Here is a 17086-nt window from a genome sequence, read left to right as displayed (position 1 = left end):
ACCGGGCAACGCAGGATCCGCGTCACGCAGTAGGTTTCCGAAGAAGTCTAATGTACGAAACATTTTTCGGATCCGTAACGAGTGAATATGAATGAAATTTCCCAGACGGTACCCGAGCTGGTGGCTTGGGCACGAAAAAATGATTTTTCAATTACGCTCCCGCCTGAACGTTTAGCCTTTTTGTTAACCATTGCTTTACTTAACAGTGAGCGGCTGCGGCTGGACAGCGAAATGAGTGAAGGCGAATTGATTGAGGCATTTTCGCATGTGAGCAAAGGTTTTGAACAAGCACCGGAAACCTTGCTGATACGCGGGAATAATGCCATTAATGATGTTGTGCGTCAGCGTTTGCTAAACCGTTTTAGCAGTGATTTAGCAGAGGGTCATGCCATTTACCGTTTGACGCCACTGGGGATTAGTATTACCAATTATTATATTCGGCAACGTGAATTTTCAGCCCTGCGTCTCTCCACGCAATTAGCGCGGGTCGCTGAAGAATTACATCGCGTAGCGTTGGCGGCCTGTGAGCCCGGTGATGACAGCCATTGGCAACACAGTGTTTTTCTACCGTTGAGATATTCGGTCGCGGAAATTTTTGACAGTATTGACATCAGCCAACGGTTACTCGATGAACAGCAAAATACGGTAAAAGAAGAGATCGCCTCACTGTTGAATCAAGATTGGCGCGCGGCTATTGCGAGCTGTGAATCATTGCTTGCGGAAACGTCGCAGATGTTGCGCGAATTGCAAGATACCCTGTCTGGCTGTGGGTGATAAAATCCAAACCCATTTACTGCGGATCCAAGATGCTACCCTAGGTAATCCTTGAAGTTGCCGCTAGGCGGCCAGAGTGTGAGACCGATGAGCGTAGACAACTACCTGATGAGGCGAACACTCGCAGCCAACAAAGCGGCGGCTTCAAAGGCGAAGGGGATATAAAATTAGATAGGATCACGCATCTTGTTGCGAGCTTACAAAATAAACTGGATAGGATCATTGGTTGGGGACAACAGGCTATCGATTTATGGATCAACTATGATCGTCATGTGCATAAATTTATCCGTACCGCGATTGATATGGATAAAAACCGTGTTTTTGCGCAGCGACTGAGGCAATCTATCCAAAATTATTTTTCGCACCCCTGGGCACTGACTTTCGTTAATGCTGACCGCATGTTAGACATGCGAGATGAAGGAGCGGCATTATGCAGTGAAGAGGTGAGGGGAGAATTACCACCGGAGCTAGAATTTGAAGAATTTAATCAAATTTGCCAACAGCTCACCACCGCCATTACTCAAGCCTTAGTTATTTTTCACCGCCAAGAAACCCCGCTGAATTTGGGGCAGATCCTACGCGATTATTTGGCACAATATCCACAAGCACGTCATTTTGATGTTGCGCGTATCCTCGTTGACCAGGCGATTCGCCTTGGCGTGGCGGCCGCCGATTTTTCTGGCTTAGCGCCAGAATGGTCAGCGATTAATGATTACGGAGCTGAGGTGCAGGCACATGTCATCGACCGATATTGAACCCGTTATGCCCATTAAGTTGGCGCAAGCATTGGCGAGTCAACTTTTTCCTTCTTTAGATAGCCAGCTGCGTGCTGGTCGCCATATTGGCGCTGATGAACTGGACAATCATGCTTTTTTGACCGATTTTCAGGAGCAATTGGAAGTATTTTATCGTCGCTATAATGTAGATTTGATCCATGCGCCGGAAAATTTTTTCTATTTAAGAGCGCGCTCTACCAGTTTAATTCCCCGATCTGTTTTGTCTGAATTAGACATGATGGTAGGTAAAGTGCTCTGCTATCTTTATCTCAGTCCAGAGCGTTTGGCGCATCAAGGCATTTTTAGCCAACAAGAATTGTATGAAGAACTTATCGCGCTGGTTGATGAAAGCAAATTGCTTAAATGGGTGAATCAACGCTCGGCAGGCTCTGATTTAGATAAACAGAAGCTACAAGAAAAAATACGCGCTTCTCTTAACCGTCTGCGCCGTTTAGGCATGATCTATTTTATCAGTCATGACAGTAGCCAATTTCGTATTACTGAAGCGGTGTTTCGTTTTGGTGCCGATGTACGTAATGGCGATGATCCCCAAACAGCTCAATTACAGATGATCCAACAGAGTGAAGGGGTAGTGCTGGAAAATACGGTGGTCGAAGTTGATGACAGACTGCAGAGTGAAAAGGATGAGTAATGATAAAATCAGGAAAAATCGAACGCGGTAAATTTTGTTCATTGACATTGATTAATTGGAATGGTTTTTTTGCTCGTACCTTTGATCTCGATGAGTGGGTGACTACCTTATCAGGCGGAAACGGAGCGGGTAAATCCACTACCATGGCTGCCTTTATCACTGCGTTAATCCCCGATCTCACCTTATTGCATTTTCGTAATACCACGGAAGCCGGCTCGACGACGGGATCGCGTGACAAAGGTCTGCATGGTAAGTTGCGTGCTGGTGTTTGTTATTCCGCGCTCTATGTAATGAATTCACGCCATCAGCGCATATTGCTCGGTGTTCGCTTACAACAGGTGGCAGGACGTGATCGTAAAGTTGATATCAAGCCGTTTACTATCCAAGGATTGCCGGCTGCTTGCCAGCCTACCCAGTTGCTGACAGAAATATTGGCCGATCAGCAGGCGCGTGTACTGTCTCTCCCCGAGCTAAAAAATCGGCTAGAAGCCATGGAAGGGGTACAGTTCAAGCAATTTAATTCTATTACTGACTACCATTCGCTGATGTTTGATTTGGGAGTGATCCCCAAACGACTCCGTTCGGCTGCTGATCGTAGTAAATTTTATCGCCTCATTGAAGCCTCTTTATACGGTGGGATCTCCAGCGCCATCACACGTTCATTACGTGATTATTTATTGCCGGAAAATAGCGGGGTACGTAAAGCATTTCAAGATATGGAGGCGGCGTTACGTGAAAACCGGATGACATTGGAGGCCATTCGTACGACGCAATCGGATCGAGATTTATTTAAACATCTGATTGCAGAATCGACCTCCTATGTTGCGGCTGATTATATGCGCCATATTAATGAGCGTCGTAGTCATTTAGATAGTCTATTAGTCCTGCGTCGTGATCTGTTTACTCAGCGTAAAAAAGGGTTAGCAGAACAATATCATCATTCCGAAATCGCCAAAGAACTCAAAGATCAAAGTGCCACCGAGTTAGAACGAGAAGCCGATTACGAAGCTGCCAACGAACAGTTGAATTTAGTGCAAAGCGCTATGCGTCAGCAAGAAAAAATAGCGCGCTATCAAGAAGAATTGGAAGAGCTGAGTTATCGGCTCGAGGAACAAAATATCGTAGTGGCTGAAGCCTGTGAGCGGCAGGCAGAAAATGAAATGCGGGTAGAAGCGGCGGTAAATGAAGTGGATGAATTAAAAAGCCAGCTAGCGGACTATCAGCAAGCTTTAGATGTTCAGCAAACCCGTGCCATTCAATGCCAGCAGGCACAAGAGGCACTAAAGAACGCCCGTGCATTATGTCAATTGCCAGAATTAACCGCCGATAACGCAGAGCATTGGCTGGAGACTTTTCACCTCTCTGACAAAGAAGCCACGGCCACTTTGCTGCAATTGCAGCAAAAATTGACTATCGCGACGGCTTCTCACGACCAATTTGAGCAAGCTTATCAATTGGTCGTGAAGATCAGCGGATCAGCCGATCGCGCTGAAGCTTGGTCAGTAGCGCGTGAATTATTACGCCGTTGGCCGTCTCAACAGCATTTAGCAGAGCGGATCCAACCCTTGCAGATCCGATTATCTGAGCTGAGACTGCGTTTGCAGGCGCAACAAGATGCTGAACGTATGTTGCAAGCATTTTGTCAACGTCAGGGAAAGCAGTATCAAGCCGATGAGTTGGTTGCATTGCAATTGAGTCTAGAGCAGCAAATTGGCAAATTCGAGCACCATGTTAGCCAGGTGGCAGAGTGCAGGATGGCCATGCGCCAACAGCTAGATCAGTTTAAACAAGAAAAACAAAGATTGATCACCCTGGCACCCATTTGGCTAGGAGCACAGGAAGCACTTAATAAGCTCAGTGAGCAAAATGGCGCGATACTGGAAAATAGTGATCAGGTGAGTGCAAACATGCAGCAATGGTTTGAGCGTGAACGTAAAGTTACGCTTGAACGCGATAAAATCGCCGCCGAAATACGGTCAGTTGAAACACAAATTGAGCGATTAAATCAACCCAGTGGCGCAGAAGATCCTCGCTTAGTCTCCCTCGCTGAGTATTTGGGAGGGGTGCTGCTATCTGAAATTTATGACGATATCGCTGTGGATGATGCGCCTCATTATTCTGCGCTTTATGGTCCTGCCCGCCATGGCATTGTTGTGCCAAACCTTTCGTTGATACGTGATAAGTTACAAAATTTGGCAGAGGCACCAGACGACCTCTATTTAATTGAGGGCGATCCTCAATCATTTGATGAAGATTTTTTTACTTTTGAAGCGCAGGAAAAAGCGATCCTCGTGAGATCCGCAGATCGTCAATGGCGCTATTCTCGCTATCCTGACGTGCCTTTATTTGGTCGTGTTGCCCGTGAAAATCGCTGCAAGGCGTTGTGTAAGATCCGTGATGATTCAAAGACAGACTACGCTACATTATCATTTGATATGCAAAAGGCTCAGCGTATACATCAAGCATTTAGCTGTTTTGTTGCGTCTCATTTGTCGGTGGTGTTTGATGCTGATCCTGAAGAGAAAATTCGGCTACTCACTATTCAGTGCAGCGAAATAGAAAATAATTTACGCGCCCATGAAGAGCAACATCGGCAACATCAGCAACAGTTTGAACAGACCAAAGCCGCTATTTTATGCCTTAACAAATTAGTTCCTCTGGTGTCGTTACTGCGCGACGACAGTTTGCAACATCAGATAGAAGAAATCACTGCCGATCATGAACAGGCGTTGCAGGCTGCTCACTACATTAAACAACAGGGAGCTTCTTTGGCCAAACTGGAGCCACTACTTGCGGCATTAACAGAATGATCCACAACAGCATCAACAGTTACAAGACGATTATAGCCAGGCTCAGCAGCAGCATTTGCTCAAAAAACAAATTTTTTCTTTAAGTGAAGTGGTGCAAAGACGCGCGCATTTTAACTATGCTGATTTGACCCAGGTAGTGACAGAAAGCACGGATCTGAATGATCAATTACGTCAACGTTTAGCACAGGCTGAAACTGAACGTAGCCACGCCCGTGAGCAATTACGGCAGTATCAAACCCAGTTTACGCAAAATCAGCACATGTTGGCTTCATTCAAAAGCGCTTATGAAGCAAAAAATGATCTGCTCAGAGAATTAGAACAGGAATTAAAAGACATTGGTGTACAGGCAGATAGCGATGCTCAGGCGCGCGCGCTTAGGCGCCGTGATGAGCTCCAGACGGCGTTGCGCACTGTCCGCTTACAACGTAATCAGTTAGAAAAAAATTGATTTGTTGTGAAGCAGAGATAGAGGATTTAGAAAAAAAACAACGCAAATCAACCCGAGATTATCATCAAATGCGTGCACAGATTGTGCAGGCTAAATCGGGTTGGTGCAGAGTGATGAGGATGGTGAAAGACAACGGTGTTGAACGCCATCTGCATCGGCGTGAATTGGCGTATAAGAGCGCTGATGAACTGCGTTCTATGTCAGATAACGCATTGGGAGCATTACGCCCTGCGGTGGCAGAAAATGAATATCTGCGTGATTTATTACGCTCATCGGAAGATGCCAAACGTCCAGAGCGAAAAATTGTCTTTTATAGCGCGGTTTATCAGCATTTACGTGAACGTATCCGCCAAGATATTCTCCGTACGGATGATCCTATTGATGCCATCGAGCAAATGGAAATTGAATTGGCTCGCCTCACTGAAGAATTGAATGCCCGAGAGCACATATTGGCCATCAGTTGTAAAAGCGTTGCTAATATTATCCGTAAAACGATTCAACGTGAGCAGAACCGCATCCTTATGTTAAATCAGGGATTACGTGCTGTTTCTTTTGGTCAGGTAAAAAGTGTGCGCTTGAATTTTAATGTGCGTGAAGCGCATGCGACTTTATTAGCGGTGTTGTCTGAGCAGCAAGAACAACATCAGGATTTATTCAACAGTAACCGCCTGACTTTCTCCGAAGCGTTGGCGAAATTATATCAACGTTTGAATCCGCAGTTGGATCCTGGCCAGCGCTCCGCGCAAACTATTGGTGAAGCCTTGCTCGATTACCGTAATTATCTCGAATTGGCAGTAGAAGTTTATCGCGGTGCTGATGGTTGGCTGCGCGCCGAAAGTGGCGCGCTGTCAACTGGTGAGGCGAGATCGGTACGGGGATGTCGATTTTAGTGATGGTGGTGCAAAGTTGGGAAGAAGAATCACAGCGTTTACGTGGTAAAGATATTTCACCTTGTCGTTTGCTATTTCTTGATGAGGCGGCGCGATTGGATGCAAAGTCTATTGCGACCTTGTTTGAACTTTGTGCCCGGTTAGAAATGCAATTAATTATTGCAGCCCCCGAGAATATCAGTCCTGAAAAAGGAACCACTTATAAATTGGTGCGTAAAGTTTTCAATCGTCATGAACATGTTCATGTGGTTGGTTTACGTGGATTTGTTAACTCGCCTCCTCGACTTGCTGTTATCGCTGAGGAGGAATAGACCCTTCGCCTTTGAAGTTGCCGTGTTGTTGGCTGCGAGCCCTTGCCCTCATGGTATGTGTCCACACTCATCGGTCAGTCGCCCTGGCCGTCTAGCAGCCGCTTGAAAGGCGAAGGGTATAGACCTTTTTCGAAACCTACTGCGTGACACGGATCCTGCGTTGCCCGGTGCGCGCAATTCTCATGTACTGATGGCAGCGAAGGTTGCTGTACGCCGAGCGCCTTGACTCCGCATCACTCGCTACGGTTTCGAAAGAGGTCTAATGATCGATTGATCGTCATTAGACGACCTGTTGCAAAGTCGCGATTACCTGATGTAAATTCCACGTTACGGCGTGCTCTCTCAGTTATTATTTTTTATTGTCTGAGATCAGTAATGTTAACCAAAATTCTATTTAATCGGCTTGCTTGCGTAAGAAAGCGGGGATATCAAGGTAATCAGGCTCTTTATTAGGCGTCACATTCGTTTTACTCCCCGTTGAATCATTTAATACTTTTACCCCCACTTTGGCTTCTTGTGATAATGCTGACAATCCAGGTTGCTGATAACCCTGTGCTAACAAAGGTTTAGTTTTCTTGTTGGTCACCAGTGTTATTTCAGGTCGTTTATCGATGCCAATACCGGTAGCCACGACAGTAACACTCAATTCATCGTTCATGTTAGGATCTAACGAGGTACCGATAACCACAGTCGCATTGTCTGATGCAAATGCACGAACAGTGTTACCGACAGTTTCAAATTCATCCAAACGTAAGTCAAAACCGGCGGTAATATTGACCAGTACCCCTCGCGCGCCAGACAAATCGATATCTTCTAATAATGGGCTGGAGATCGCCGTTTCCGCCGCTTTTTCTGCCCTGTCTTCGCCCTGTGCTTTGCCTGAACCCATCATGGCGTAGCCCATTTCCGACATCACAGTACGCACGTCAGCAAAATCGACATTCATTAAGCCAGGGCGGGTGATTAATTCAGCGATACCCTGTACCGCGCCCTTTAATACATCGTTGGCGGCACCGAAGGCATTGAGCAAAGAAATACCTTTGCCGAGCACTTTGAGTAATTTGTCATTAGGAATAGTAATTAAAGAGTCGACATGTTTCGATAATTCCGCAATTCCCTGTTCGGCAAACGCCATCCTTTTTTTACCTTCAAAATTAAAAGGCTTAGTCACCACAGCAACAGTTAAGATCCCCAGCTCTTTTGCCACCTCGGCAACGACAGGCGCAGCCCCTGTCCCTGTGCCGCCGCCCATACCGGCAGCAATAAAGACCATATCGGCTCCCTCCAGAGCGGTTTTCAACGCTTCACGATCTTCCTCAGCTGAAGTACGACCTACCTCAGGGTTGGCTCCCGCTCCCAAGCCTTTGGTAATAGTGTTACCAATTTGTATTGTCTGTCCCACTGTCGATTTACGTAAAGCCTGAGCATCGGTATTAATAGCAAAAAATTCAACCCCTTCAATCTGTTCACGCACCATGTGTTCAACAGCATTACTACCGCCGCCACCCACGCCGATGACTTTTATCACCGCGTCATTAGTTAGTTCCATCGGTTCAAACATAGTTTTTCTCCGCTTTGTGCTTATTACTTTGAGATCAACAATTGTCTCCAGTTTAATCTCTTGGTTGAAATATAAAGTTAAGACATTAAAACTCTTTTCTCAGCCAGCTATTGATACGTTTAAACCAACTGTACACTGAGGCACGTTTTTCTGTATCTGATTCATCATTAAGGTGACTCTCTTTACCATAGTGTAATAACCCAACAGCAGTAGAATAATAAGGCTCCTGAGCATAATCAGTCAGCCCAGTAATATTGAGCGGTTGGCCAATGCGAACCTGAGCATGGAATACCCGTTGTGCGCAAGTAACCAGGCCATCAATTTGCGCCGCCCCCCCCGTCAGTACAACGCCGGCGGCAAGATGATGTTTTACCCCTTGCTGACGTAATTGCTCCTGCAACTGTAAAATTTGTTCATTAACTAAATTAAGTAACTCTGTGTAACGGGGTTCAATGACTTCCGCCAATACCTGTCTTTGCAGACTGCGAGGAGGACGGCCACCGACACTGGGTACTTCTACGCTTTCATCCTTGCTGACAATAGATCCGAATGCACATCCGTATCTGACTTTGATTGTTTCTGCATCACTAGGGGGAGTGCCAAAAGCGTAAGCAATATCACTGGTCACCACATTGCCGGCATAAGGGATCACTTTGCTGAAGCGTAGTGCGCCTCCGGTGTAAATTGCCATATCCATAGTGCCGCCGCCGATATCAACGACACAAACACCGAGCTCACGTTCATCTTCGGTTAATACCGCATAACTGGCTGCCAAACCAGAAAAAATAAGTTGATCAACCTGTAGATTGCAACGTTCAACTGCTTTGACAATATTTTTTGCCATATCGTTATGACAGGTAATCAGATGAACTTTCGCTTGCATCCGTACCCCACAAAGCCCAACTGGATTTTTGATGCCTTCTTGGTAATCGATAGCATATTCTTGCGGAATAACGTGTAGGATGCGATGTTCATCACGTACACGTACCGATTTGGCCGTATGCACTACGTTTTCTACATCTTCCCGCGTCACTTCTTCTTCAGAAATGGGCACCATCCCTATTTCATTTTGACAACTAATATGTTTACCCGATAGCGCCAAATAGACGGAAGAAATTTGGCAATCGGCCATTAATTCAGCCTGATCAATCGCACGTTGTACACATTTTACGACGGATTCAAGATCGTTAACCCCCCCTTTTTCCATACCTTTAGAAGGACAGTTACCGACACCAATAATATTGATCACGCCATCGGGTAGAATCTCACCAACCAATACAGAAACTTTTGCTGTACCGATTTCAAGACCCACTACCAGTTTTCTGTCTGTTGACTTGATCATGGTTGTTTTGCCTGTCTCTGTTGCTGATGACTATTTGGTTGGTTACTCAAAATCGATGACCAACCTACTGCAACACCGGTGTCATAACGTAAATCGATATAATTTAATTTTTTATTATTATCAGCTTGTTTTTCTAACAACGGATACAATTCAATAAAACGTTGTAAACGTTCAATATGCTCATTTCGACCTAATTCGAGCCGAACATTGTTATCTAAAACCAGTTGCCAAGAATGACGCGCACTCATCTGAGCCATTTTTAACCTGAAATTATTGCTGGCCAATATTTGATTGATCGCTCGGTACCCCTTTAACAGATCATGCTCAGTACCTTCTGGACCATAAAGCAACATAGGTGCGCGGTTACCCAAACGTGTCAAAGGCACACTAAATATCTTTCCTTCATTATCAAGTAGATAAAAATCATTCCAACGTGCTATTGGCACATATTCTACTAAATGAATTTTTAATTCATCTGGCCACTGCTTACGTACGCTGACTTGTTTTATCCAAGGCAAGCGTTCAATCTGCTGCTGAAACACATTCACATCCTGTTTCATAAATGAACCTGGCGAACCTAGCGCCAAAATGGCTTGGCGGATATCATCATCAGTGGTGAAATGACGCTCGCCCATCACCACCAATTTTGATAAAGGTAAACGGTCATCACCTTTCATCCAGTGGATGATGGCCCACGCCATCAAAAATAGGGTTGCTAATATTATCAGCAAGAAAAGAAGCCCTCCGAATTGCTTCCTTTTTCTATCGCTGTTACTCCCCGCCTCTTTATTTTTTTTCGTCTGGGGCAGATGGGGGTTTCGAGCAGCTTGTGACATATACCCTTCGCCTTTTAAGTTACGGCTTTGTTGTCTGCGGGTGCTCGCCTCATCAGGTAGTCTATCTACTCTCATCGGTCTCACCCCTTGGCTGCCTTGCCGTAACTTGAAATTCATTGGGTATATCAATCAGCCAATGCCAAAATTTGCACCACTAGCTGAGAAAAATTCAATCCATACTGCCGTGCCGCCATGGGAACTAAACTATGCTCGGTCATACCAGGTGAAGTATTCACCTCCAACAGATAAAAATTAGCATCACTGTCTTGCATTACATCGACTCTACCCCAACCACTGCAACCCAACGCTTGATAAGCTTGTTTTGCTAACGCTGCTAATTGTTGCTCTTGTTTTTCGTTTAAGCCACTTGGACAAAAATAGTGGGTTTGATTCGACAAATACTTAGCATCGTAATCATAAAAGATACCGGGAGCCTGGATCCGAATTGAGGGTAGCGTTTGCTCTCCCAGTATTGCCACTGTGAACTCGGATCCACTGAGCCATTTTTCAATCAGTACTTCCTCATCATAACGGAACGCTTTTTCCAGCGAGGGGGGCAGTTCGTTAAACGCATTAACTTTGCTCATCCCGAGGCTAGAGCCTTCATGGCTTGGTTTTACGATAAGAGGAAAACCAAGATCCGCGATCTGTCTTGCTAATTCACCAGAAGAAAGGGCGGCAAATTGCTGAGAGGTTAAAGCAACATGGGGCGCTATGGGTAAGCCTAACGATTGCCATCTTAATTTTGTTTGTAATTTATCCATGCTCAGCGCGGAAGACGCTGCATGACTGCCAGTATAGGGTAGTTGTAGAGATGCCAACTGTTTTTGTAAGCTGCCATCTTCACCACCGCGACCATGGAGCGCGATAAATACTTTACTAAATCCCTGTTCTTTTAACTGGGTCACGGGCACATCTCGCGTGTCTACTGCGTGCGCATCAATCCCGGCTTCAATGAGGCCTTTTAACACGGCCTGGCCAGATAGCAATGATATTTCACGTTCAGCAGAAGTACCCCCGAGCAGTACCGCGATTTTTTCAGCCATGCTTTTCTTCATTTTTATGCCCAGGTTGTAATTTTGATTCGGCCAAATGGCGCGCGATTTTACCAATGTTGCCTGCTCCTTGAATTAAGACCAGATCATTGTCATTTAACTGTTTTGCTAAAATATCAAGCAGGGCTTCATTGTCTGAAATAAAAATGGGCTCTAACTGATCAGGATTACGTACACGTATCGTGCGGCACAGTGAGCGGCTGTCAGCACCTGGAATGGGTTTTTCTCCAGCGGCATAGACGTTAAGCATCAGTAGCACATCGACTTCAGCTAATACCTTGGCGAAATCATCGTACAGATCATGGGTACGGCTATAACGATGCGGCTGAAAAATCATCACAATGCGTTTTTCTGGCCAGCCGGCACGAGCCGCTTTGATGGTCACAGCGACTTCGGTTGGGTGATGGCCATAGTCATCAACCAACATGACACTGCCTTTTTTGCCATTCACCTTTTCGAGCGAAAAATGACCAAGAAAATCAAAACGGCGTCCAGTGCCTTGAAAATTGGCCAATGCTGTTAGAATGCAATCATCACTGATCCTTTCTTCTGTTGCCACCGCTATCGCTGCCGCTGCATTAAGTGCATTGTGGCAACCTGGCGCGTTCAACATCACCTTGAGCTCTGTTTTACCTGGCCGACACAGCGTGAAACACCCCTGTGCTTGTTGTTGTTGATAATCTTTAATCTGTATATCAGCATCATCACTAAAACCATAGGTGGTGATGTGGCGACCTATGCGCGGCAATATTTCACGTATTCTGGCATCATCGATACACATGACCGCTCGGCCATAAAAAGGTAAATGGTGTAAAAAATTAATGAAGGTCTGTTTTAAATTTTCAAAATTTCCTTGATAAGTGTCCATATGGTCTGCTTCGATGTTGGTTACAATCGCCACCATCGGTTGTAAATGGAGAAAAGAAGCATCACTTTCATCGGCCTCGGCGATCAAATAACGACTACAACCTAAACGTGCATGAACCCCGGCGGCTTTGACCAGTCCGCCATTAACGAAAGTGGGATCTAGCCCCGCGTCGGCATAAATACTGGCCACCATCGCGGTAGTGGTGGTTTTACCGTGCGTACCGGCGACCGCGATACCATGGCGATAACGCATTAATTCAGCCAGCATTTCCGCCCGTCGGATCACCGGAATACGGGCGGCTCGGGCGGCAACGATTTCTACATTATTTTCGGGAATAGCACTAGAAACCACCACAACACTCGCACCCTGTACATTTTTCGCTTGATGATCAAAATAAATTTTCACGTTCAATTGACTGAGTTGCTTTGTTACTGGATTAGAGGTGAGATCAGAGCCGCTGATCTGATAGCCTTCATTAGCCAATACTTCAGCGATACCCCCCATGCCAGCACCGCCGATGCCAACAAAGTGAATGTGTTTAACTCGCCTCATTTCAGGCACCACAGTACGTAGTTTCGCCAATTGCTGTGTGTTCACTTTTTCGCCTATTCAATAATAATAAATGTCTGTTATACCCACAGTCCTTGAAGTTGTCGCTAGGCGGTCAGGGGTGAGACCGATGAGCGTAGATATACTATGTGATTCGGTCGACTCCCGCCGCCAACAACACGGCAGCTTCAAAGGAAAAGGGTATACTCATGCGGCCGTTATTATTGCCGCCGCAACCCGTTCTGTTGCATCCAAGATCGCCATCGTTCTCGCTTTATCGGCCATTACCATTAATGTTGCTCGATCCCAACTCGCTAGCAGATTGCTTAACCTTTGTGCAGTTAATCGCGGTTGCTCAATAATTTTGGCGGCGCCTACCTTTTCTAGCGGTACGGCATTCCAATACTGCTGACGATCTTTATGTTGAAACGGAATGAAGATTGCTGGCAATCCAACCGCTGCGATTTCACTGATGGTTAAGGCGCCACTGCGGCACACTACCACATCGGCCCAAGCATAAGCGGCGGCCATATCATCAATAAATTCAGTAATTTTATGCTGATGCTCTTGGCCTAGCTGTTGATAAATTTGTAAAACGTCGGTCAGTGCCCCTTGCCCCACTTGATGCCATACGGTCACTTTATCGCCAAGCTGTGCTGCGACCTCAGGTAAGATTTGATTTAATATTTGAGCACCTTGGCTTCCCCCTATCACTAACACCCGTATCGCCCCTTGACGCCCTGCCAGTCTTTCTTTAGGGGGAGGTAACGTGAGTACATCCATTCTAATAGGATTACCTACCACCTCAGCATGGGGTAATGCCCCGGGGAAAGCCTGTAATACTTTTTTTGCAATTTTAGCGAGTACGCGATTAGTTAAACCGGCAATCCCGTTTTGTTCATGCACCACCAAAGGGACACCACACCAGCGGGCAGCCAAACCACCAGGACCTGAGACATATCCGCCCATTCCTAGAACCACATGCGGTTGGTAGTCACGCATAATATTTTTTGCTTGGCATATCGCCCGATATATACGTATTGGCGCTAACAATTGAGCCCATAGCCCTTTGCCACGTAAGCCTGAGATTCGGATAAAATCTATTTCAATGCCATGTTGAGGCACCAAATCTGCTTCCATTCTGTCTGCTGTCCCCAACCAACGCACTTGCCAGCCTTGTGCTATTAGATAGTGAGCCACTGCTAAGCCAGGGAAAACATGCCCCCCTGTACCGCCAGCCATGATCATTAAACGTTTCGTTTCACTATTCATAGGAATCCTCTTAATTAGGCTCTATACCCTTCGCCTTTGAAGCCGCCGTGTTGTTGGCTGCGGGTGTTCGCCTCATCAGGTAGTATGTCTACGCTCATCGGTCTCACTCCCTGGCAGCCGAAGGCAACTTCAAGGGCTGTGGGTATAAGACTATTTCATATGCCTAATAAACGCCTGTGCTTTTGCCAAACGTGTTTCAAAATCGATACGTAGCAACAATACAATTGCGGTAAACATAATCAGCAAGCTTGAACCACCATAGCTAATTAAAGGTAAAGTCAAGCCTTTGGTTGGGAGTATTCCCGCCGCCGCGCCGACATTAATCAAGGTTTGAAAACTAAACCAGATCCCCACAGAGCAGGCTAAAAAACCAGAAAATTGTTGTTCTGCCTTTAATGCACGCCGTCCAATGGACATAGCACGCAAAGCGACGAAGAATACCATCAACAACGTGAGGGCTACACCGCAATAACCAAGTTCTTCAGCTAAAATAGAAAAAATAAAATCAGTGTGCGCTTCGGGTAAATAATCCATTTTTTGTATTGAATTCCCTAAGCCTTGCCCCCAAAGCTCACCTCGGCCAAATGCCATTAATGACTGGGTTAACTGGTAGCCAGTGCCGAAACGGTCAGCCCAAGGATCCCAAAACGATGTCACCCGAGTGAGGCGATAAGGTTCGGCAATCACCAGCAGACAAACGGCAAAGATCCCGCAACCAATAATCGCCAAAAATTGCCATAACTTTGCCCCGACTAAAAACAACATGGCCAGTGTGGTGATAAACAACACCACCACCGTGCCTAAATCAGGTTGAGCGAGCAGCAATACGGCGAGGGCTATCATCACCCCCATCGGTTTACAAAATCCCCAAAAATTACTGCGTATTTCTGATGTTTTACGTACCAAATAACTCGAGAGGTAAAAAAATAGCGCTAACTTAGAGAGCTCGGAGGGTTGAATACGCAAGGAACCAAAACTGATCCAACGTGATGCACCATTGACAGAACTGCCCGCTATCAATACCACTAACAGTAGCAGAATAGAAATAAGCAAAAGAACATGACTATACCTCTGCCAGATCGCCATCGGAATGCGTAAAGTCACCAGCGAACTGCACAATGCCAACACAAGATAAAGTGCGTTGCGTTTGGCAAATAGAAAAGGATCACCGGCAAGTTGTTGCCCGATCGGCATTGATGCTGATGTCACCATGATTAAACCTATCATTGCTAAAGCAAAAGTCAGCCATACTAGGGTTCTGTCATATAGTCTTGGATTACTAAAATCGTCGTTTATACCCTTCGCCTTTGAAGCTGCCGCGTTGTTGGCTGCGGGTGCGCTCGCCGAATCACGTAGTCTGTCTACGCTCATCGGTCTCACGCCCTGGCCGCCTAGCGACAACTTCAAGGGCGAAGGGTATATTACAATCTCATTGGCGGAGGCGTTTTCTGGCGAACGCATCCGCCAATGTCGACATTTTTTTAGTAATCTCGATAAATACATCAGCCTAACTCCTTTGCTAAACAGGCAAATTCGTTACCCCGTTGTTCATAATTACGAAACTGATCTAAGCTCGCACAGGCGGGAGAAAGTAAGACAAGATCTCCAGTGACTAATTGCGGCGCGAGCAGTCTCATTGCTTGCTGTAAAGTATCGGTACATTGCGAAATTTCAGGGCGTAATTGCGCCAATTTTTGGCCATCACGGCCAAAACAGTAGATACGAATACGCTCACCTTGTAAAAAGGGAAGCAGGGGTGAAAAATCAGCTGATTTGCCGTCACCGCCCAACAGCAGGTACAAGGTTCCTTCGATTGCTAAACCCTCGAGCGCCGCTTTGGTACTGCCGACATTAGTGGCTTTGGAATCGTTAATCCAACTTATGCCCTTATTTTTAAATACTGACTGGAAGCGGTGAGCGAGCCGAGAGTAGGTGGTTAATACAGCCAGGCTAGATGAGCGCGGGATACCTGCCGCATCGGCCAAGGCTAATGCAGCCAAGGCATTGATATGATTATGACGCCCACAGAGTTTCATTTTGCTTGTTTCTAACACTTTCTCACCATGCGCTTGTAACCAAACGGTATTTTGTTGTTTATGCAGGTGATAGTCGCCAACATCCACACCAAAGCTACTATACCCTTCGCCTTCGAAGCTGCCGCGTTGTTGGCTGCGGGCGTTCGCCGAATCACGTAGCTGTCTACGCTCATCGGTCTCACGTCCTGGCCGCCTAGCGGCAACTTGAAGGACTGTGGGTATATAATGCGCGTTGGTATCTTGTTTTGGTTTGGTCAGTGCGTCATCAACATTGACAACACAGGTGTGTGCATTTTCATAAATGCGTAATTTGGCCGCTTGGTACTGCTCGAGCCCCTGAGGATAACGATCACTGTGATCTTCACTAATGTTAAGAATGGTTGCCACCTGTGCCTGCAAACTGTAGGTGGTTTCTAATTGAAAACTGGATAATTCCAGTACGATTAATTGATATTTTTGCTTTAATAACGTTAAAGCTGGAATGCCAATATTACCACCAACCCCTACCTGCCAACCCGCATTGCGCGCCATCTCACCCAGCAGTGTAGTGACAGTGCTTTTTCCATTAGAGCCGGTAATCGCCACAATCGGAACCTGATTTTCACGGCAAAATAATTCGATATCCCCGATCACCTCTAGTCCAGCTTCCACTGCTTGATTTAGCAGGGGGTCGGCCAGCGCCACACCGGGGCTAGCCACAATTAAATCAGCCTCTAACAACCATTTTTGATTGAGTGAACCAAAGTGACACTCTAATACAGCAGGAAGTTGATCTGTATTGGGTGGATTAATGCGAGTATCCATCACTTTAGGTGTAACCCCTTTTGCCATAAAAAATTCGACACAGGAGATTCCGGTTAATCCTAACCCAATAATGACCACTTTTTTGCCGCGATAGTCGATCAT

The 17086-nt window shown here is 46.1% G+C and carries 9 protein-coding genes and 2 pseudogenes; 3 read left to right on the top strand and 8 right to left on the bottom strand.

All coding sequences use genetic code 11. The annotated features are described in order from the left end of the window. Positions 1-87 precede the first annotated feature (87 nt). From REG_RS14575 to mukB, 3 genes and pseudogenes are all read left to right on the top strand, one after another. A pseudogene (locus REG_RS14575) lies at positions 88-1529 on the top strand (chromosome partition protein MukF). After that, a complete protein-coding gene (gene mukE / locus REG_RS03885) occupies positions 1510-2202 on the top strand; it encodes a chromosome partition protein MukE (RefSeq protein WP_039907235.1) in 693 nt (230 codons plus the stop codon). Before REG_RS14575 ends, mukE begins: the two are co-directional and overlap by 20 nt. Then, a pseudogene (gene mukB, locus REG_RS03880) lies at positions 2202-6661 on the top strand (chromosome partition protein MukB). Before mukE ends, mukB begins: the two are co-directional and overlap by 1 nt. A gap of 394 nt (positions 6662-7055) precedes the next feature. On the opposite strand, the gene ftsZ reads toward mukB, so the two are convergent. From ftsZ to murD, 8 genes are all read right to left on the bottom strand, one after another. Continuing rightward, positions 7056-8222, bottom strand: coding sequence for a cell division protein FtsZ (gene ftsZ, locus REG_RS03875; RefSeq protein WP_006704548.1), 1167 nt, complete (start codon positions 8220-8222; stop codon positions 7056-7058). Positions 8223-8307: 85 nt separating this feature from the next. Beyond that, positions 8308-9564, bottom strand: coding sequence for a cell division protein FtsA (ftsA, locus tag REG_RS03870; protein ID WP_006704547.1), 1257 nt, complete (start codon positions 9562-9564; stop codon positions 8308-8310). Next, positions 9561-10400 carry a cell division protein FtsQ gene (gene ftsQ, locus REG_RS03865; protein WP_039907331.1) on the bottom strand — a complete coding sequence of 280 codons (840 nt, stop codon included), beginning with the start codon at positions 10398-10400 and terminating at the stop codon, positions 9561-9563. The genes ftsA and ftsQ overlap by 4 nt, the downstream gene beginning before the upstream one ends. Before the next feature lie 125 nt (positions 10401-10525). Further along, on the bottom strand, positions 10526-11446 hold the full coding sequence (locus REG_RS03860; RefSeq protein WP_039907233.1) for a D-alanine--D-alanine ligase: 921 nt from the start codon (positions 11444-11446) through the stop codon (positions 10526-10528). Next, positions 11439-12920 (bottom strand): UDP-N-acetylmuramate--L-alanine ligase, encoded by a 1482-nt coding sequence (gene murC, locus REG_RS03855; RefSeq protein WP_006704544.1) that lies wholly within the window; start codon positions 12918-12920, stop codon positions 11439-11441. Before murC ends, REG_RS03860 begins: the two co-directional genes overlap by 8 nt. 159 nt (positions 12921-13079) lie before the next feature. Beyond that, positions 13080-14144, bottom strand: coding sequence for an undecaprenyldiphospho-muramoylpentapeptide beta-N-acetylglucosaminyltransferase (murG, locus tag REG_RS03850; protein ID WP_006704543.1), 1065 nt, complete (start codon positions 14142-14144; stop codon positions 13080-13082). A gap of 150 nt (positions 14145-14294) precedes the next feature. After that, positions 14295-15647: a cell division protein FtsW gene (gene ftsW, locus REG_RS03845; protein ID WP_006704542.1), complete on the bottom strand. Its 1353-nt coding sequence runs from the start codon at positions 15645-15647 to the stop codon at positions 14295-14297. Further along, positions 15647-17086 (bottom strand): UDP-N-acetylmuramoyl-L-alanine--D-glutamate ligase, encoded by a 1440-nt coding sequence (gene murD, locus REG_RS03840; protein ID WP_039907231.1) that lies wholly within the window; start codon positions 17084-17086, stop codon positions 15647-15649. Before murD ends, ftsW begins: the two co-directional genes overlap by 1 nt.

Source organism: Candidatus Regiella insecticola LSR1, assembly GCF_000143625.1.
Lineage (GTDB): Bacteria > Pseudomonadota > Gammaproteobacteria > Enterobacterales > Enterobacteriaceae > Regiella > Regiella insecticola.
This window is presented reverse-complemented; position numbering and strand designations above follow the sequence as displayed.